The 16,875-nt window shown below is 49.2% G+C and carries 19 protein-coding genes, 1 tRNA gene and 1 pseudogene; 4 read left to right on the top strand and 17 right to left on the bottom strand.

The genetic code is table 11. From position 1 onward, the window contains the following. Positions 1-6: 6 nt before the first annotated feature. A tRNA-Met gene (locus JYB63_RS11110) sits at positions 7-83 on the bottom strand. A gap of 259 nt (positions 84-342) precedes the next feature. Between JYB63_RS11110 and JYB63_RS11105 the strand changes: the two are divergent. From JYB63_RS11105 to JYB63_RS11095, 3 genes and pseudogenes are all read left to right on the top strand, one after another. Further along, positions 343-756 (top strand): annotated as a pseudogene (locus tag JYB63_RS11105) (ATP-dependent zinc protease family protein); the annotation flags it as partial. A 78-nt stretch (positions 757-834) separates the two neighbouring features. Then, entirely contained in the window at positions 835-1,728 is an 894-nt protein-coding gene (gene rimK / locus JYB63_RS11100; RefSeq protein ID WP_205658366.1) for a 30S ribosomal protein S6--L-glutamate ligase, read from the top strand. 201 nt (positions 1,729-1,929) lie between these two features. After that, positions 1,930-2,394, top strand: coding sequence for a GNAT family N-acetyltransferase (locus JYB63_RS11095; RefSeq protein ID WP_205657929.1), 465 nt, complete (start codon positions 1,930-1,932; stop codon positions 2,392-2,394). Positions 2,395-2,499: 105 nt separating this feature from the next. Here JYB63_RS11095 and JYB63_RS11090 read toward each other — a convergent pair whose 3' ends face one another. The 12 genes from JYB63_RS11090 to JYB63_RS11035 all read right to left on the bottom strand — a co-directional run bounded on the left by JYB63_RS11090 (position 2,500) and on the right by JYB63_RS11035 (position 13,523). Beyond that, positions 2,500-3,534 carry a tetratricopeptide repeat protein gene (locus tag JYB63_RS11090; RefSeq protein ID WP_205657928.1) on the bottom strand — a complete coding sequence of 345 codons (1,035 nt, stop codon included), beginning with the start codon at positions 3,532-3,534 and terminating at the stop codon, positions 2,500-2,502. Positions 3,535-3,608: 74 nt separating this feature from the next. Continuing rightward, entirely contained in the window at positions 3,609-4,577 is a 969-nt protein-coding gene (locus tag JYB63_RS11085; protein ID WP_243431971.1) for a type II secretion system F family protein, read from the bottom strand. Between the two features lie 13 nt (positions 4,578-4,590). Then, positions 4,591-5,565 carry a type II secretion system F family protein gene (locus tag JYB63_RS11080; RefSeq protein ID WP_205657926.1) on the bottom strand — a complete coding sequence of 325 codons (975 nt, stop codon included), beginning with the start codon at positions 5,563-5,565 and terminating at the stop codon, positions 4,591-4,593. 45 nt (positions 5,566-5,610) lie between these two features. Beyond that, the gene (locus JYB63_RS11075; RefSeq protein ID WP_243431937.1) at positions 5,611-6,960 is read right to left on the bottom strand and encodes a TadA family conjugal transfer-associated ATPase; all 1,350 of its coding nucleotides are present in this window, start codon (positions 6,958-6,960) and stop codon (positions 5,611-5,613) included. Between the two features lie 4 nt (positions 6,961-6,964). Next, complete coding sequence (locus JYB63_RS11070) at positions 6,965-8,188, bottom strand: CpaE/TadZ family protein (protein WP_205657925.1); 1,224 nt, start codon at positions 8,186-8,188, stop codon at positions 6,965-6,967. A gap of 2 nt (positions 8,189-8,190) precedes the next feature. Further along, a complete protein-coding gene (locus tag JYB63_RS11065; protein WP_205657924.1) occupies positions 8,191-8,373 on the bottom strand; it encodes a hypothetical protein in 183 nt (60 codons plus the stop codon). Positions 8,374-8,447: 74 nt separating this feature from the next. Next, positions 8,448-8,705, bottom strand: coding sequence for a hypothetical protein (locus JYB63_RS11060; protein WP_205657923.1), 258 nt, complete (start codon positions 8,703-8,705; stop codon positions 8,448-8,450). Between the two features lie 11 nt (positions 8,706-8,716). Further along, on the bottom strand, positions 8,717-10,405 hold the full coding sequence (locus tag JYB63_RS11055) for a type II and III secretion system protein family protein (RefSeq protein WP_205657922.1): 1,689 nt from the start codon (positions 10,403-10,405) through the stop codon (positions 8,717-8,719). Positions 10,406-10,489: 84 nt separating this feature from the next. Next, positions 10,490-11,248, bottom strand: coding sequence for a Flp pilus assembly protein CpaB (cpaB, locus tag JYB63_RS11050; RefSeq protein ID WP_205657921.1), 759 nt, complete (start codon positions 11,246-11,248; stop codon positions 10,490-10,492). Further along, a complete protein-coding gene (locus tag JYB63_RS11045; RefSeq protein ID WP_205657920.1) occupies positions 11,241-12,662 on the bottom strand; it encodes a DUF8689 domain-containing protein in 1,422 nt (473 codons plus the stop codon). Before JYB63_RS11045 ends, cpaB begins: the two co-directional genes overlap by 8 nt. Then, the gene (locus JYB63_RS11040; protein WP_205657919.1) at positions 12,659-13,240 is read right to left on the bottom strand and encodes an A24 family peptidase; all 582 of its coding nucleotides are present in this window, start codon (positions 13,238-13,240) and stop codon (positions 12,659-12,661) included. Before JYB63_RS11040 ends, JYB63_RS11045 begins: the two co-directional genes overlap by 4 nt. A gap of 73 nt (positions 13,241-13,313) precedes the next feature. Then, the gene (locus JYB63_RS11035) at positions 13,314-13,523 is read right to left on the bottom strand and encodes a Flp family type IVb pilin (protein ID WP_243431936.1); all 210 of its coding nucleotides are present in this window, start codon (positions 13,521-13,523) and stop codon (positions 13,314-13,316) included. A 345-nt stretch (positions 13,524-13,868) separates the two neighbouring features. Here JYB63_RS11035 and JYB63_RS11030 point away from each other — a divergent pair, with 345 nt between their 5' ends. Next, positions 13,869-14,699, top strand: a complete 831-nt coding sequence (locus JYB63_RS11030) for a helix-turn-helix transcriptional regulator (protein ID WP_205657918.1) — start codon at positions 13,869-13,871, stop codon at positions 14,697-14,699. A 121-nt stretch (positions 14,700-14,820) separates the two neighbouring features. On the opposite strand, the gene JYB63_RS11025 is transcribed toward JYB63_RS11030, so the two are convergent. The 4 genes from JYB63_RS11025 to JYB63_RS11010 form a co-directional block, all read right to left on the bottom strand. Further along, on the bottom strand, positions 14,821-15,267 hold the full coding sequence (locus JYB63_RS11025; protein ID WP_205657917.1) for a MarR family winged helix-turn-helix transcriptional regulator: 447 nt from the start codon (positions 15,265-15,267) through the stop codon (positions 14,821-14,823). Positions 15,268-15,365: 98 nt separating this feature from the next. After that, positions 15,366-15,962, bottom strand: coding sequence for a YceI family protein (locus JYB63_RS11020; RefSeq protein ID WP_205657916.1), 597 nt, complete (start codon positions 15,960-15,962; stop codon positions 15,366-15,368). 79 nt (positions 15,963-16,041) lie between these two features. Further along, positions 16,042-16,467 carry an organic hydroperoxide resistance protein gene (locus tag JYB63_RS11015; RefSeq protein WP_205657915.1) on the bottom strand — a complete coding sequence of 142 codons (426 nt, stop codon included), beginning with the start codon at positions 16,465-16,467 and terminating at the stop codon, positions 16,042-16,044. 159 nt (positions 16,468-16,626) lie between these two features. Next, entirely contained in the window at positions 16,627-16,875 is a 249-nt protein-coding gene (locus tag JYB63_RS11010) for a tautomerase family protein (RefSeq protein WP_205657914.1), read from the bottom strand.

The following is a 16,875-nucleotide window of genomic DNA, read 5'->3' as shown; positions in this document are numbered from 1 at the left end:
TTACGTTGGTAGCGGGGGCCAGATTTGAACTGACGACCTTCGGGTTATGAGCCCGACGAGCTACCAGGCTGCTCCACCCCGCATCAACGTGGGGCGTATACTACATACGAGATCGGAGGTTGGCAAGCGTTATTCTGTAAAATCTAACAAAAACTATCTTATTACGACAATCAGCCTGTTTATCAGCCAGTTACCGACGGGTGGTTGATATAAGACAGCGAATAACTGCACACTATTTAGCCAGAGGATTAAGGAATCAGCGAATGCAACCGGTCCTTATTTTAAGCCTGCCGGCTGCATCCCCGGGTTCCCTATAACAATAAAAATAAGGAACACCCTGCTATGGTTAATCAGAGTAATAAACTCATCACTGGCAGCGAGGAATGGTGCAAATTTATCGACCTGTCGATACCTGCCATCAAAGCCCGGGTTGACTCCGGCGCACGCACTTCTGCTATTCACGCTCTCAATATCAAAACCTTTCAACGCAACGGCAGCTCCTGGGTCAGCTTCGATGTTTACCCCCTGCAAAATAACCGTAAAACCGTCATAAATTGTGAAGCCCCGATTCATGACCGGCGCACCGTTAAAAGCTCCAGCGGCAGCACAGAGAAGCGTTACGTCATCAAAACCAGTATCGCCATGGGCGAGCAAAGCTGGGATATAGAGCTTACCCTCACCAACCGCGATGCCATGGGCTACCGGATGTTGCTGGGCCGGGAAGCAATGAAAGGCCGCTTGCTGGTTGATCCGGAAGAGTCGTTCATGTTCGGCACGCTGGAAGACAGTGAACTGCTGGATCTGTACCGGCCGAAAAAATTGCCGAAACGGGGTATGAAAATAGGCGTTCTGGCCAGTAACCCGAACCTTTACAGTAACCGCCGTATCATTGAAGCCGGTGAAGAACGTGGCCACGAAATGGTCTTCCTGAATATCAAGCACTGTTACATGAAAATGGATGCGGACAGACCGGAGGTTCACTACCGGGGCGGTAACGTACTGAATGATCTGGATGCCGTCATTCCCCGCATCCGGCCAAGTATGACCTTCTATGGCTGTGCCCTGGCCCGTCAGTTTGAATCTATGGGGGTTTACTGTCTGAACACGGCCGCGGCGATTACCCAGTCCCGGGATAAACTGCATTCACTGCAACTGCTGTTCGAAAGCGGCGTGGAAATTCCCATCACCGGTTTTGCAAACTCACCACTGGAAACCACCGACCTGATCAATATGGTTGGCGGAGCGCCGCTGATCATTAAATTGCTGGAAGGCACACAGGGCCGTGGCGTAGTACTGGCGGAAACCAAAAAGGCGGCCGAGTCGGTAATCAATGCGTTCAAAAGTTTGCGTGCTGACATTCTGGTTCAGGAATTCATTAAAGAAGCCGCCGGTAAGGATATTCGCTGCTTTGTGGTTGACGGCAAAGTGGTCGCGTCGATTCAGCGGGAAGCAGAACCCGGTGAGTTCCGTGCCAATATCCATCAGGGCGGTACCGCCAGCCTGATCGTCCCGACAGCGGATGAAAAGCGCATCGCCATTAAAGCCGCTAAATGCATGGGGCTGAAAGTAGCCGGGGTGGACATTATCCGCTCAGCCAAAGGGCCTTTGCTGCTGGAAGTCAATTCATCTCCCGGGCTGGAAGGTATTGAAGGGGCTACCGGTAAGAATGTTGCCGGAATGATGATTCAGGCGATAGAAAAGAAACTGAAATGGAAAGTCGCTGAATAAACACATAAAAAAGCCGCCGCATTTACCCTGCGGCGGCTAAAGGACACCTCAACACGTCCCAATCGAATCTCATTCTTTCTCAGATACCCTTTGCCAAAACGCCTGTCTTAACTGTCATTCACTTCGGTATCTGATTTAAACCGGCTGGTGTACCCTAAATGCTAATCAGGATGATTAAAGCAACCCAACAAGGATGTAGATATGAATCCCGTATCTTTTATTAAAGTAAACAGCGGCAATGTTTGCGAACTCAGTTCATTAAAAGTCAGCCCCCATCAATGCCACCTGATCGATTCCAATGCCTTCTGGCTCGCTGAGGTACTGGTCGACGGCGACAGCCTTTCTTTTGGCATCTACGAAAATAATCGGCCTGTCGGGCTGATCACAGTCATCGATCCGCGCACGCTGGAAGCGGACGATCATTTTCAGCCAGACTGCCTGTACGTATACCGCCTGATGATCGATCAACATCATCAGGGCAGGCAGTTAGGCACTTCCGCTGTCAGATTCAGCCAGCAACTGGCAACAGTGCTGGGGCTACGCGGCGTAAGCTTAACAACCATGGCTGCAGAATCGGGTAATGCGCTGAACTTTTACCTGTCATTAAACTTTAAACCCACCGGCCGCGAACTGGAGGATGAAACCGAATTGCTCTGGCTGGCTTAACAGCCCGTATCTGCTTCACAGATTAAGCGATTAAAAGCACTAAGGAATAATCGATATTGCTTAGTGCTTACTCACATTAAACTAAAAAACTGCTGCACAACTTCGTTAAATTTCCTGATTACTTGTCAGGCCACTTTTCAACAGACGTTTTACTTTCACCAGATTTTGCTGCGCGACTTTGTAATACCGCGGATTCTCGGTAATGGCTTTCTGGAAAAAGTCAGCGGCTGCTGCATAGCGCTTCGACAACAGACAGATATAACCAATATCATTATATGCCTGCGCGGTATCCATAACTTGTTCAAGTGCTTCGAGCGCTTCGAGGTAACGTTCCTGACGGGCATATACCAGACCGAGGTTTTTCCATGCCGGCTCATACAGATTGTCCGTCTGCAGAGCCTTACTGAAATACATTTCAGCTTCCGGCCACTGGGCAGACATATAATGTGAATAGCCCAGATTATTCAGTATCACCTTATTGTTACCGGAAATTTTAAGCCCGGCCTGATAATGCTCACGGGCTTCATCCAGTTTTCCCTGCATGTCGTAAATAATGCCGAGGCCATTATAAGATTCCAGTGCCAGTGCAGCACTGCGGCGGATAGTGATGGTGCTGTCACCGGCGGCTTTCTGTTCAGCGGTCAGTGCCTTCTGATAGCTCACAGCCTTTTTAAAGGCATCCTGCGCAGCCTCATGCTGTTTCTCTCTTAACAGAATAAGCCCTGTCCCCTGATGGGCTGAAACCAGTTTTTCATCAATGGAGAGTGCTTTCTGAAATGCCAGATAAGCCGTTTTGTAATTCTTACGCAGATAATGGATATTACCGATTTCCAGCAACGCCTGGGTATGTTTATCATCCAGTTCATATGCCCGGATATATTCATACAGCGCTTTATCAAGATTATTTTCCGCCATCGCGTTGCGGGCACGCTGCATCGCCTCTCTCGGCGTTTTGGCCTGTTTCGCAGCCAGATACGCAAGTATCGGTTTGCCATCATATAATTCGGATTGTTCTTCGGTCATGGCTGCAGTTTTTTGCTGATTAGCCGCACAGCCTGTCAGCAATACGATACTCACAGCCAGTGCGCTGTATACACAGCCCTGACAGATTCCCTGATACAGCTTGGTAAAAGTGCGCATGATTCAGCCCCCTTTGTCGCTGACGCCAATGCTTTGTTACTTCAGCCGGTAGATATAAGTATGGCTCTTTTTTTCTACCTTGTAGCTAAAACGGCCAGAACACCCAGTACCGCGGGCCCAACCATGACTAAAAAGAACGATGGCCACAGGCAAAACGTCAGCGGGAAAATCAGTTTGGTTGCAATTTTGGCAGCCATTTCTTCTGCCCGCTGCAGGCGCTTATCCCGGAATTCATCAGAATAGACCCGCAGGGTATCAGCGATACTGGTACCGAAACGGACACTCTGGTCCAACGACGCAACCAGGCCACGAATATCTTCCAGGCCGGTCCGTATTGCCATATTGCGCAGTGCCACTATACGGTCCACCCCAACCCGGGTTTCGTTATTCACCTGATGCAGTTCATCTGCCAATACCGGATGGCTGACCTGAATTTCATCGGCAACCCGTTGCAGGGCCATCTGTAGCCCCAGCCCCGCTTCAATACAGACCACCAGCATGTCCAGCGCATCAGGAAACGCGTTGCGCAAAGCACGCTGACGCCGGGCAATCAGCTTATCCAGGATGTAACTGGGCAGAATAATACCCGCCACAAGTGACAGAACCAGCGTGGACGCAATGTGGTTGGTGCTCATATCCGGTACAAACTGGGTCGCCACCAGCGCGATACCCGGAAACAGCAGGATGAGTAAAAACCGGATCGCATAATAATCGGCGACGGCGCTTGATTTTCTGAAACCGGCATTCGTCAGACGCACCAGGGTTTTGGAATCCTGCCAGCCTTCTTTCGGCGCAATAGACTCTGACAGTGATGTGCCTGAAGCCTTAGCAAACAGCTGATCGTTACCTGAGTTCCCGTTACCATGCGTCTGTTTACGCAACATCATCATTTTCAGACGTAGTGGGTCCGATAAACTTATCACCGTAAATCCGACGCCCAGACAGATAACCAAAACCGTTAAGCCAATGAGCAAAAGGAAAATCAGTCGTGCATCGGTTGCGTTCAGTATTGTGCTGTTTATAAGTCCGTATAAATAATCCATCACAGCAGCCCTCCTACACTTCTATCCGTAACACACGGTTAATCCAGTAAACACCGATAATCATGCCTACGAATGCAAACGCGATCAGTTTCAGTCCCATCGGATCATCCAGCAGCATAGGCAGATAGTCCGGGCTTGTCAGGGAGACCACGATTACCAGTGCAAAAGGTACCAGTACCAGAATCCAGGCTGATAACCGCCCCTCTGCAGACAGGGTTTTAACCCGGCGCTGAAACTGAAACCGTTCCCGGATAACCTTACCGATCCGTTCCAGAATTTCGGTCAGGTCGCCACCGGTATCTTTCTGAATAAGAATGCATGACACCAGCGCCATAACAGGAATACTCGGTACCCGGTGCAGTAAGCCAAGCATCGCCCTGCGAAGGTCATTCCCGTAGTTAAGATCCGCAAATGTAATTCTGAACTCTTGTCCGACCGGCCCGTCCATTTCTTCTGCAACCAGGTGCAGTGATTCTGAAAAGGGGTGCCCCGCCCGGATTGCCCGTTTCATGATGTCAATGGCATCCGGTAGCTGTTCTTCAAAAACTGCGATTCGCTTATGTTTAGCCCGTATGATTTTGAAGACGGGAATGAAAAAACAGATGACACCTACCACCAGTGCAATCCAGATATTGCGGGAAAAGAACCAGGCTATACCCGCCCCCAGCGCCATCAGTAACGCAATGCCCAGCACCACCTGATAAGCACGGTATCTGTAATCTGCTTTTTCCAATGCATCCCCCAGTGACTCCATTCCTGGCAGTGATTCCAGCCAGCGTTCAGCCGGAGAAAGCGAGCGCAGATACTTTTTCCTCAGTAACAGCGTAATGGTATTCGCATCGGTATCTGCCGACAGTTCCAATACTCTTTTTTTCAGATTTCGTCTGGCTTTCTGACTTTCTCCAAAAACCGGGATTGTCAGTCCCATCATCAGTAAGAAAACCGCGACAAATACCATGCCGCCAAAAATCAAATGTTGCTCTGACATAACACACCTCCTGCTACAGCAGTGGCTTGGTAGCGCCCCGTGAGCTTAAAGTTCATCAAATAACCGGTAGTGAAGATCAATGCCGCGTTTTTTCAGATGATCATAGAACGCAGGGATAATGCCGGTTGCGGTGTAACGCCCTTTGACCCGACCATTTTCATCAATGCCCTGACGTTCAAACTTAAACAGTTCGGTCATGGTAATGATGTCGCCTTCCATGCCGTTAATTTCCTGCATGCTGACCATGCGCCGCTGCCCGTCTTCCATTCGTGCAATCTGCACCACAACATTAATAGCGGATGCGATTTGTGCCCGAAGGGTTTTGGCCGGAAAGTTCACGCCGCTCATGGACACCATATTTTCAATTCTGGACAGTGCATCCCTCGGCGAATTGGCGTGAACGGTTGTCAGTGAACCGTCGTGGCCAGTGTTCATCGCCTGCAACATGTCCAGTGCCTCACCGCCACGTACCTCACCGATCACGATCCGGTCCGGGCGCATCCGCAAACTGTTACGTACCAGTTCCCGCTGACTGACTTCCCCCTTGCCTTCCACGTTGGGCGGCCGGGTTTCCAGACGCACCGTATGAGGTTGCTGCAACTGCAGCTCCGCTGAGTCCTCAATGGTGACAATGCGTTCATCTTTGGGAATGTAACCGGAGAGAATATTCAGTAAGGTAGTTTTACCCGAACCGGTACCGCCGGAAATCAATACGTTAAGCCGTGCTTTAACGATCCCTTCAAATACAGGTACTAACTCTTCCGGCATCGACCCCAAGTCCACCAGCCCCTGCATATCCAGACGTTCAATTGCAAAGCGGCGTATCGACATACTGGGACCATCCAGAGCCAGTGGCGGAATAATGGCATTCACCCGGGAGCCATCCTTCAGGCGGGCATCCACCATTGGCGAGGATTCATCAATCCGGCGTCCCACAGTCGATACAATCCGGTCGATAATATTCAGCAGGTGCTGATCATTATTAAAGTGGATATCCGTCGCTTCCAGCTTACCGCCCCGTTCCACGAAGACACTGCGCGGGCCGTTTACCAAAATGTCGGAAATACTGGCGTCAGCCAGTAAAGGCTCAAGGGGACCAAGCCCCATAATCTCGTCTTCAATCTGCTTGATAATCTGGATACGGGTCGCCTGATTACAGGGTATAGACTCCTGTTGTATCAGCTGCTGACAAATATCCCGAATCTGGTTACGGGCATCAGCCGGTTCCAGATTATCAATCAGGGACAGGTCCATTACCTTCAGTAACTGTTCGTATATCCGGTTCTTCCACTCTTTTTCCAGCTTGGTCGTATTCGAAAAACTATGGCTCTGAATGACTTTCTCAGCCTGACCATCCTGGGTATTGTTAACGCGGTTCATTTCATCAAACTGCATAGTCTTATTCTCCGGTCATGGTTGAAAACATACGCGCCAGAAATCCCTTCTTCTGATCCGGAAACCCGTGAATCAGCTTTTCCTGCAGCGACTGAATGGAGCGGGTAATCGCCGCCCGCCGGGTAATTTCATACAACGGTTCACCTTTATTAAGGCTCTCCAGTACGTGTTTATAATCGTTGGCAATACTGACAATATGCTTAGCATTCAGCGCCTTCTGAATATCATCAACACTGATCTGAGCACTCTTTTGAATCCGGTTGACGGCAACAACAATCTGACTGTCCATCAGCCCCATTTCCTGCTGCAAGAGCTGCAACAGGTGTGCGGCATCCTGTATGTTGATGTAGTCCTGCTGTACAACCACCACGACCTGCGAAGCCTGGGTCAGCACTGATGCGGTAGACTGATCAATCACCCGTGGCACATCCACCACCAGCTGAGAACAGTTTTTCAGTAAGATATCCAGCAACATACGTATTCTGTCTTCAGGAATCTGGCTGGGAAGACAAAGTTCATGCAGGGTTGCTCCCATAATTCTCAGGCCGCTTTCATGCCGAAGCAGGTAAGCATTCAGCGCGGTAACATCCAGTTCATCGACAACCCGTAAGGCTTCAATCACACCGTTTTCAGGTTTCATATTCAGGTACTGGGCCAACGCACCAAACTGAGTATCCATATCCATGAGCAAGACATCTTCTTCACTGACCACTTGCATCATATGGGCAAGATTACAGGCCAGCATCGTAGCTCCCGAGCCCCCTTTTGCATTGATAACCGCTGTCAACGCCCCATTTTCTGCATGCTCAGTTTCGCGTTTTTCAAACTCGATTTTACGGATGGTTGATAACAGATCTTCTGTATTAACCGGTTCAGTCAGGAAATCCCTGGCCCCGGCCTGCATCGCCAGACGCATCATTTCCGGCTGCTCTGAATTACCGATGATCAGTAGCTGTGGACGCTGCCGGGAAGTATTCAGGCTCAGGCTCTGTAACTCTTCACGCCACATATCACTTAAATGCAGAATCAGCAGATCCGGGCGTAATTCCAGGCCATCAAGGGGATCGAGTGTGCCATTGACTGATTGCAGGGTTTCCAGTTTCAGATTGTCGCCGGCATCTTCCAGATAGCTTTTCAGATACTCAAGCATCAGGGCGTCCCGGCCAGAGATTAAAACACTGAACTGACGGGCAGAACGGCTTTTGAGAGCACTTTTATCATGGTTCATGATCAGCCCCTCCGTGCTGGCAACAACCCAGCTACCCGGCGGGTTACTCCATCGGGCATTCTCCGGATAGACAGATAACGCCCCATAGTGATAACTGCCAACAGCACCTTGATGAACACCAGGTCAGCTAACGGGAATCCCGTGGTTACCAGACCGGCCAGTTGGCTATTTTTCAGACTGTTCATTTTTTCCCCCTTGCAGTGCCTGAAATCCATTCAGAGCACCAACATCCCCGCGGCAGCTTGCATCGGTATCATGATTAATTGCCTATATTTACCTGAATTTCGTTTTTCACTTCCTTAGGTTTACCGACTGACTCCCGATACGTCCGCAGAATATGTACCCCGGTTTCACCGTCCAGTGAGTTACCGTCCCGGCTGGCATTTTGCTGTGCTGCTGCCGGGTTGTACGTTTGTTGTTCTGTCATCGCCTGAACACTGCTGCCCAGTTCGGGCCGGTGCTGGCTGCTACAACCACCGATCACCAGTCCCGTCACTATAATCATCAGGGTTTTCATGATGCTGTCTCCTAGTTAATCGAATGGCCGTAGTTATTTTCCATGCCGCCGGATGTACCGTTGATTTTGGGCAACGGCGGTATTGCATAACTGGTGGCAGGTAATGGCTTTTTGTCGTCCTCGTGATCAGCCACCGCTTCATTGAGTTGTGCGCTGTCCGATGCTGATGCAACCTGTTGAGGCGATTCAGCCTTCTCTTCAGGATCCCCCAGATTCTTACCCAGAATGTAGAACTCAAAGTCTGAAGGCTCGACGAAATTATCGGTTGGCAATTCTATTTCATCGGTATTCAGTGGTTTGGCCAGCTGAGGCGTTACCATAATCACCAGTTCAGTTTCGCCTTTTTCAAATTCCTGGCTGCGGAATAAATGGCCCAGCACCGGGATATCACCCAGTCCCGGAAACTTATTCACCACTTCACGCATGTTTTCATTCAGCAGGCCGGCTATTCCGATGGTCTGTCCATCGGCCAGTTCTACTGTCGAGCTGGCAGAACGTTTGGTCAGAGCCGGTACAAAGAAGGTTGCGTTAGTGTTACCCGGGAATGCCGCAATGCTGGCACTGGAGGTCAGCTCACTGACACTGATATTCAACGTCATGTTGATCCGCTGGGAATCCAGCACAACCGGTAAGAACTTCAGACCGATGCCAAACTCTTTAAATTCAATAGTGATGCCATCATCATTAGGAACCGGAATCGGAAACTCACCGCCGGATAAGAAGGATGCTTCCTGGCCGGTCAGGGTTGTCAGAGTTGGCTCAGCCAGAATTTTTGCAGAACCGTCTTCTTTAGCGGCATCCAGCGCCAGGCTGAACAGATAATCTCCACCGATATAACTGGCAAACAATCCCTTATCAGCAATGGCCAGATCATTCGGTGCAAACTCATCAATTACCGGACCAAAAACCCCCCCGTCAGTGAATACCGGTGTACGGGCACCGGTAGCACCGGCCGCCAGATCGGTAAATACCGCATCCGGAAAGGTCGCCCCACCACTGACTGCACCAAACTGAAAATTGCTGCTGGAATTGATCGCATTGAAATTAATGCCCAGACGGCGAGCCACCCGGCGGGAAACCTCAGCGACGGTTACTTTCAGCATAACCTGCTGTGCACCACCGACCCCCATCAGGTTGACCACACTGGAGATGGTATTATCTTCAGAGTCGTCCTTAGTTGGAACAGTAAAGCTTTTCGCAATTTCAACAGCTGTATTCATGCGTGCCAGGCTGCTGACTTCACCGCTTAATACAATAGCCCCCTGGGAAGAATGCACGTCTATATTCTCCTCAGGTAACAACTCGAATAACTTGGTTTTCAGCGTATCCAGATCGTGAGTTACCTCAATATCGAATGCACTGATCAGCTTATTCCGGCCATCCCACAGGAGTACGTTGGTTGTCCCCAGTCCCCGGCCCAGCACATAAAGCTGGCCGGACTGCATGATCAGAATGTCGGCGATATCAGGGTTACCGATGGAGATCTTTTTAACCGGCTTATTTAAGCGCAGGATATGCGACTTATAGAGAGGTACCCAGATGGTATCAACCTTGCGGTTATGATCTGTCAGCTCATCAAACGTCTTTAATGTAGTACTGCGTGTTGTTTCCAGCGCGACGACTGAACTGGCGGAAAACAAGAACATCAAGACAATCAGAGCCGCAACAAGCTTAACGGGGTATTGTATTGAATATTTCATAGTGACTTCCTTTCTTGCTGTCTGCTACGGCATTACTCACTGGCCGGATACAGACGATTCAAAGCATTCGCACAAACAAACGCTCTACAGTCTTACCTTGCTTTTTTGCACGTCCGTGCCGCGAATTATGGTGACGGTCGAACTACTGCTTACCCGGCGTACGGCCGGCTTTTTCTGCACACCGCGATCATTCGGATTACGCAGGCTAAGCTGGATCGGGCCTTCGTCACGGGCCTTTACAATGTCTTCAGCCTGCTGCGGTGAAACCTCTAAAGTAACCGCACGCACAATCACAGGATCTTTCTCATTGGTACTGGCGGTCTGATCCACGGCGAGTACTTTGAGATCATTGAGGATCGTGTTGGTAATGGTGCGTTTATTTACAGTACGGCTGGCAAGTACATCGACCCGGTTTCCCGGTAGCAGGAATCCGCCTACGCCGACAACATCATTAACGCGGACAGTGACAGCACGCATATTCGGCTCAATCAGCGATGCCAGGGTGCTACCTGCCAAATGCTCACTGAAGCGCCCCTGCATGAGAATCTCACCGGGCAGAATATTCGCGTTAGCGACCATGCCTTCTATTTGCTGCGCGTTACGCACAGCACCTTCCGGCGCCAGCCCAACAGGCATTTCAATACGTTTAAGGTGTCGGTTTTCAACTTTCTGGCCGTACGGGATTTCCAGTGCAGCAGTCATCACAACTTCTGTGTCTGCCACTTCTGTTTTGGTAACGACCTGCGGTTGCTGTCTGGCTAACCAGTTATTGGCAACAAAGACTGCCGCCATCGCCAGTATTGCGGAGAACAGTAACAGCCATAGGGTTCTTGATTTAATCATTGTGACCTCCTGACAGCTTACCCTGGCCGGCAAACTGGTCTTCTTCCTGATCAAGTTTTACGAAGTAACTTTTCCAGGCCCAGTCGATCAATTCTTCTGACAGTTTTTCAGGGGCAGCGAGATACAGCGCCTTATCCTGCGCAATACCAAGTATGTCTCGGGGGTGACATGGTAATAAAGGTCGCTGCTCTCGCTGATAATGCTCCTTAAAAATGTATGTCAGTAATGACTGATCAAACTCGATCTGCTTTTCGATACAGACGTTTTTCCAGATTTCAGTAAATGCATGCTGATCCAGAGTATCGAAATGAATCTTATGGCCGATTCGGCGCAGAAAAGCCGCATCACCTAATTCAAGCGGGTTGATATTGGTGGAGAAAATAAGAATCTCATCAAACGGCACTTCAAAACTGTTACCGTTAGCCAGACTCAGTAAATCCTTGCGTTCTTCCATGGGGTAGATCCAGCGATTGAATAAGGCCACCGGACTCACTCTCTGCCGGCCCATATCATCGATGATGTACATACCGTTATTGGCTTTCAGCTGTAGTGGCGCCCGGTAAATCTTGGTACTGGGTTCATATGTCACTTCCAGCATATCCAGTGTCAGCTCACCGCCACTGATCACCACCGGACGCTTACACAGCTTGTAGCGCGGATCATGACCTTCATTGAACAGCAGGTTAGGTTTGCCATCATGATCTTCCACCTGATCAGCCGTTTTATGCACCAGAGGGTCGTACAGCTGGATAATGCTTTCATTAACGCTGATCGCATACGGAATCAGACAGACATCGGTCAGCAACCGGGTAAGTCGCTGGGAAATATAGGTTTTACCTGTGCCCGGCGGTCCGTAAATAACAATAGAGCGGCCTGAATTCATCGCCGGCCCTAGCTGATCCAGCAAAGAGTCCTTAATAACGATATCTTCAAAAGCCAGTTGCGTTTCTTTCTGATTAATAACCACCCGGTGAACCGACTGAGCCTGAACCACTTTTTCGTATTCAGAAACAGGCACCGGGGCCGGCCCTATATAACCGTTCTTATCCATCGCTTCCTGGCCGGCAATTCGCCCAAGATCCGTCAGGCTGTAATACAGCTCTTTGCTTTGCCCTAAACGGGGCAACACTTCGAGACGGCTTTCCTGGCGCAAATAATTAAGAAGCTCTTCAATAATTGATCCGCACAGACATACACGGTGAACCAACTGTGAAATTGTCAGACCGCCGGCGTCGTACAGATGCTTACTGATTAGCTCAACCAGAAACTGTTTGTTAAGGAAGGTTTCTTCAACGCTGGTTGGCCGTGGCGCCAGCATTCTGAAAGGTAAAATGACATTTCCGGTACCGTTACCGCTCAGTCCCGCTGCGGAACTGCCATTTTCTACTGATGAATCCTGTTGGTGCTTGCTCATAGGGCACCGCCTGTGAGTAAACCACGTAAGTGATAAAACCCAAGTTGAGACTGATACGCCAGCGCCAGAACCGTGCCGGTTGTGATCGCCAGTGCATAAGGAAAACGTAACGCTGCTGCTTCACCGTCCTGTGGTTTGATATAAATAAACTGGCGGGTAAAACACAGCGTTTTAAAAATTAAGAAATAACGTTGTAGCAGTGTTAGCAGGCTGCCTTTAAAGGCAACCACTAACAGTGCCAGGAACAGACCGGCAACGAGGCTCAGCCCCGCTGCAAGGAGTGCAGACAGCGGGCCAAAAACCGTTGCAACTGCGGCCATCATTTTCACATCCCCGGCCGCCATTCCACCGGCTATATAGAAAGGAAGGAAAAACAACAACCCAACCAGAAAACCGCCCAGCGCTGTCAGTAAACCCGTCAGCCCAATCAGTTCCAGCTGGAAAACTACACCACATATCAGGATCATCAAATTCAGTGCATTCGGTATGATATGTCGCATGATATCGCTCACGGTCACCGCTACAAGCAGGAGCAGCAATACCAGCATGGTCAACTCGCTGAATAGCGTAATTTGCATAATATTGCCCTCCCGGCTTTCTGTTGAATCAGTACTTCTCTTCAATTCGATAACTGAATAAAACCCAGACCTTTTATGGTGAAGGCGTTGAAGAACTCGGCGTACCGCCAATGTTTGTGGTTAATCCGTCTATAACTGTTCTCACCTGCGAACCAAGATCTGTAAATGCCGTCACTACCGCCGCACCAACTAAACTGCCGGCAATAGCGTACTCAACGGTTGTCAGGCCTTCTTCGTCTTTAAGGAATGCTTTCACCTGAGTTGTCATTATTTGCATGTTCATAGGAAGTTTCCCCGTGTTCGTTATGGCATGCAGTGCACACCTTAAATTCATCTCACTTTTCTTTTCCCGGCTCCGTTGCAAGTGCAAGAAGTCGCTGTACTTCAAACTTAGGAAGCCACCGGAAATAGGGTTAGGACTATTTTTTAAAACACTAGGACTATCTTTGCAGTCAGGTTTTATTTCCGTTGTAAGTCTGTTGATATTGCTGAAAGTTATGTTTGGCAGGTGTTTGTTTTTTGATCTAAGGTTAAGAAACCCGTTTGAGAAACGAAGCGTAGGGAGACGCACTCAATAACGCTAATAACAACCATGGAAGCGGTAAAACAAAGGCGAAGCGAGGCCTTTATGCACATAGCCACCATGCTCTGGGTAGACCTGAGAAATCAGTCAAACCAGTCATGTTTATCAAGCAGCTTTGAAGATATTTGTCAGACTCTGACAATTAAACAATCTTCAACCGGTCCGCGTTTTCTGAATACCACTGAAGCCGACCTGATCTGCTTTGAATATGACTACCCGGATATACAGAGCCTGCATCTGCTACAGCAGACCCGGCAATCTGACCCGGATATTCCCATTCTGATGTTTACCGAGCAGCATTCTGAGGCTTTGGCAGTATGGGCCTTTCGTACCGGCGTATGGGACTACCATGTAAAACCCCTCTCTGAAGTGGACATGGCACACATTACAGAATCATTAAAAACCGCAAGTGAGTTCAGGGACGCGATAAAACTGCGTCATGTCAGTTGTGAAAGTGAGCCTCTGCCTGAGGAAGTACGTTTCCGCGCGCCAACCTCAGGTGAAACCATTCTTCAGGGGGCGATTAACTACGTTCAGAACCATTATCCTGAAAAAATACTGGAAACAGATATGGCTGAAATGTGTGGCCTGACTGTGAATAAGTTCAGCCGCTTATTCAAACAAACTTACAATCTTACTTTTCAGGAATATCTGATTGGTTACCGGCTAAACGAATCCACCCGTTTGCTGCTCAATCCGGTCGCGTCCATCTCTGATGTAGCCTTCACCGTCGGCTTTAACGACCCTTCCTACTATGCTCGCGTGTTCAAAAAATATATGGGCCTGAGCCCATCAGAATGCCGCCAGATACTGAAAGAAAAACGCGGGGTTGAGAACATAGATACCCGGATAATGGAAATGAAAATCCCGGTATAAACGCCTGCTTAAAAACAAAAAAAATACCCGGTTATACCGGGTATTTTTTTATTGAAATCGCCTCAATAAAACTGAATTTTAACGGCTTTGCTGCCTGCCAATACACAGCGTTTTTCAACCGTCAGTCATTTCCCAGGCGCAAATGCCGGTTAAGTTGCTGGAGCTGCCCTAACAGTTGCTCAAATTCTGGCTTTTTCAGGCCGGTTGAGCAGGCAACCTCTTGCTGAATAGCCGCTATTTCAGCGGTTAATTCACGGGCCTGATCAGTCAGGCTTACCATGACCTTACGCTCATCCTCCGCATCGCGGTAACGGTGAATCAGCCCCGCCTGCTGCATGCGCTTCAGTAAAGGTGAAAGTGTCCCTGAATCGAGAAACAGACGTTCCCCCAGCGCTTTAACCGTCACTTCATCTTCCGGTGTTAATGCCAGAAAGACCAGGTACTGAGGGTAGGTCATATTCAGGCGACCCAGTAAGCTTTTATACTCTCTGGTTATCGCCTGAGCGGTCGAATACAGCGCAAAACACAGGCGCTCATCGAGTAAAGAAAGGTCATCATTTGCAGTCATCTGCGGATCTATTCCAACGCTGAGGGCGGCACAAAAAGCAGGAGCAATGCCCTGCTACTTTGTTCAGGAATATACCACGAAGCAAGTGCTGCCGGTATTTATTGCTCAAGCATCAGGCTAAAACTCACCGGCACCGTATAACCGATATAATCCAGTCCCGCCAAAGATTTCAGCTTATCAATACCGGCTGTCAAACCATAGGTTTCGGCGCTCAGCACCACAGGCTGGCTGCTGCTGGCCAGTACCTGTTTACCGTCAGACAACAGGCTGACTTTTACTTTCAGTGGTTTTTCCAGACCATGGAAATTCAGTGAAGCATCTACTTCGGCATTGACAAAACCGCCATTTTTTACCGTCTGCATAACATCAGCAGGCAGCTGGCTTTGCAAGGTAGCGGTTTTAAATTTGGAGGTTTCAAATAAATGTTCCCGCATGCGTTCATTACGAATACCGATATTCGTCTCGATACTGTCCAGATCCAGCTGTACCGACAGTGCACCACTGTCGCTGAGCTGACCGGCTAAACGGGTAATATGAAAGGTTTCAGCAACATGGACTTTCTTTACCGATAAAAAATTCAGGCTGGACTGCTGATTATTCAGTTGCCAGTCTGCCTGAACCCCCATGCTGACAGCCAGTACACCGGCAGCCAGTACAGGGACAGATATCCGCCGGGTTAAGGTTTTCAGATTCATTTTTTTCTCCTTAGGTTCAAATTTCGTATCCGTGTTTAAATGCCGGCAGTGCGTGATCACGCACTGCCAGCCATTCAGATCAGACGATTTTCAGCACGACATCAACGTTATTACGGGTGGCATTGGAATACGGACAAACCTCATGGGCAGCGCTGACCAGGTTTTCCAGCTCATCCCGCGGCATCTCAGGGACGTCTATATTCAGCACCACACTGATATTGAATCCTTTACCCACAGGACCGATACCGACCTCGCCGTTAACTTTAGCTGCGGAATTGAGGATTTTCCCGTTACGCTGTGCCACGACCTTCATGGCACCAATGAAGCAAGCGGCATAACCCGCAGCGAAAAGCTGCTCCGGATTCACACCAAACTTACCTTCACCGCCCAGTGCTTTAGGGGTCGTCAGAGGCATATCAAGCGCACCGTCATCTGAACGAATGTACCCTTCACGCCCGCCGGTAGCTTCAGCTTTGGCCACATATAAAGTTTTGTCTAATTGCATGTTTTATCTCCGGGTAAGAGTGATCAACTGCAAACAAAATATTACACAATTAAATTGTGCGCAATTAATATTTTTATTTTTGCTCTGAAAACATATTTCTTGCCAACAAAAAAAGGCCGGTCAGAAGACCAGCCTTTTGTCAGCCTGATTAAGCTACATTCACTGTTTTACTGCCTCATCAGCCTGTTCTGTCAGCATTTTCCGGTAATCCATTACCGGCATACCACCGATACCCCAGTCATCCAGTGAGACTTCATCTACAACCACAAAAGTTGTGGACGGATTCTTATTCAGCACCTGAGACAACAATTCTGTCACACCTGCAATCAGTTCCGCTTTCTGTGCAGAAGTAGGACCGCTGTTATCCGGGCCACCTTCTTTTGTCACTTTAATATTTACGTAAGGCAT

The sequence above is a fragment of the Aliamphritea spongicola genome (assembly GCF_017051665.1).
GTDB lineage: Bacteria > Pseudomonadota > Gammaproteobacteria > Pseudomonadales > Balneatricaceae > Amphritea > Amphritea spongicola.
The sequence above is the reverse complement of the archived record's forward strand: the minus strand, read 5'-3'. Positions and strand labels throughout refer to the sequence as shown.

Excerpts from the sequence above, each read along its gene's own strand:
- JYB63_RS11015 (WP_205657915.1), bottom strand. The coding sequence starts at position 16,467 with ATGCAATTAGACAAAACTTTATATGTGGCCAAAGCTGAAGCTACCGGC.
- JYB63_RS11090 (WP_205657928.1), bottom strand. The coding sequence starts at position 3,534 with ATGCGCACTTTTACCAAGCTGTATCAGGGAATCTGTCAGGGCTGTGTA.
- JYB63_RS11080 (WP_205657926.1), bottom strand. The coding sequence starts at position 5,565 with ATGTCAGAGCAACATTTGATTTTTGGCGGCATGGTATTTGTCGCGGTT.
- JYB63_RS11075 (WP_243431937.1), bottom strand. The coding sequence starts at position 6,960 with ATGCAGTTTGATGAAATGAACCGCGTTAACAATACCCAGGATGGTCAG.
- rimK (WP_205658366.1), top strand. The coding sequence starts at position 835 with ATGAAAATAGGCGTTCTGGCCAGTAACCCGAACCTTTACAGTAACCGC.
- JYB63_RS11070 (WP_205657925.1), bottom strand. The coding sequence starts at position 8,188 with ATGAACCATGATAAAAGTGCTCTCAAAAGCCGTTCTGCCCGTCAGTTC.
- JYB63_RS11030 (WP_205657918.1), top strand. The coding sequence starts at position 13,869 with ATGCACATAGCCACCATGCTCTGGGTAGACCTGAGAAATCAGTCAAAC.
- JYB63_RS11055 (WP_205657922.1), bottom strand. The coding sequence starts at position 10,405 with ATGAAATATTCAATACAATACCCCGTTAAGCTTGTTGCGGCTCTGATT.
- JYB63_RS11025 (WP_205657917.1), bottom strand. The coding sequence starts at position 15,267 with ATGACTGCAAATGATGACCTTTCTTTACTCGATGAGCGCCTGTGTTTT.
- JYB63_RS11040 (WP_205657919.1), bottom strand. The coding sequence starts at position 13,240 with ATGCAAATTACGCTATTCAGCGAGTTGACCATGCTGGTATTGCTGCTC.
- JYB63_RS11045 (WP_205657920.1), bottom strand. The coding sequence starts at position 12,662 with ATGAGCAAGCACCAACAGGATTCATCAGTAGAAAATGGCAGTTCCGCA.
- JYB63_RS11085 (WP_243431971.1), bottom strand. The coding sequence starts at position 4,577 with ATGGATTATTTATACGGACTTATAAACAGCACAATACTGAACGCAACC.
- JYB63_RS11065 (WP_205657924.1), bottom strand. The coding sequence starts at position 8,373 with ATGAACAGTCTGAAAAATAGCCAACTGGCCGGTCTGGTAACCACGGGA.
- cpaB (WP_205657921.1), bottom strand. The coding sequence starts at position 11,248 with ATGATTAAATCAAGAACCCTATGGCTGTTACTGTTCTCCGCAATACTG.
- JYB63_RS11035 (WP_243431936.1), bottom strand. The coding sequence starts at position 13,523 with ATGAACATGCAAATAATGACAACTCAGGTGAAAGCATTCCTTAAAGAC.
- JYB63_RS11010 (WP_205657914.1), bottom strand. The coding sequence starts at position 16,875 with ATGCCTTACGTAAATATTAAAGTGACAAAAGAAGGTGGCCCGGATAAC.
- JYB63_RS11095 (WP_205657929.1), top strand. The coding sequence starts at position 1,930 with ATGAATCCCGTATCTTTTATTAAAGTAAACAGCGGCAATGTTTGCGAA.
- JYB63_RS11020 (WP_205657916.1), bottom strand. The coding sequence starts at position 15,962 with ATGAATCTGAAAACCTTAACCCGGCGGATATCTGTCCCTGTACTGGCT.
- JYB63_RS11060 (WP_205657923.1), bottom strand. The coding sequence starts at position 8,705 with ATGAAAACCCTGATGATTATAGTGACGGGACTGGTGATCGGTGGTTGT.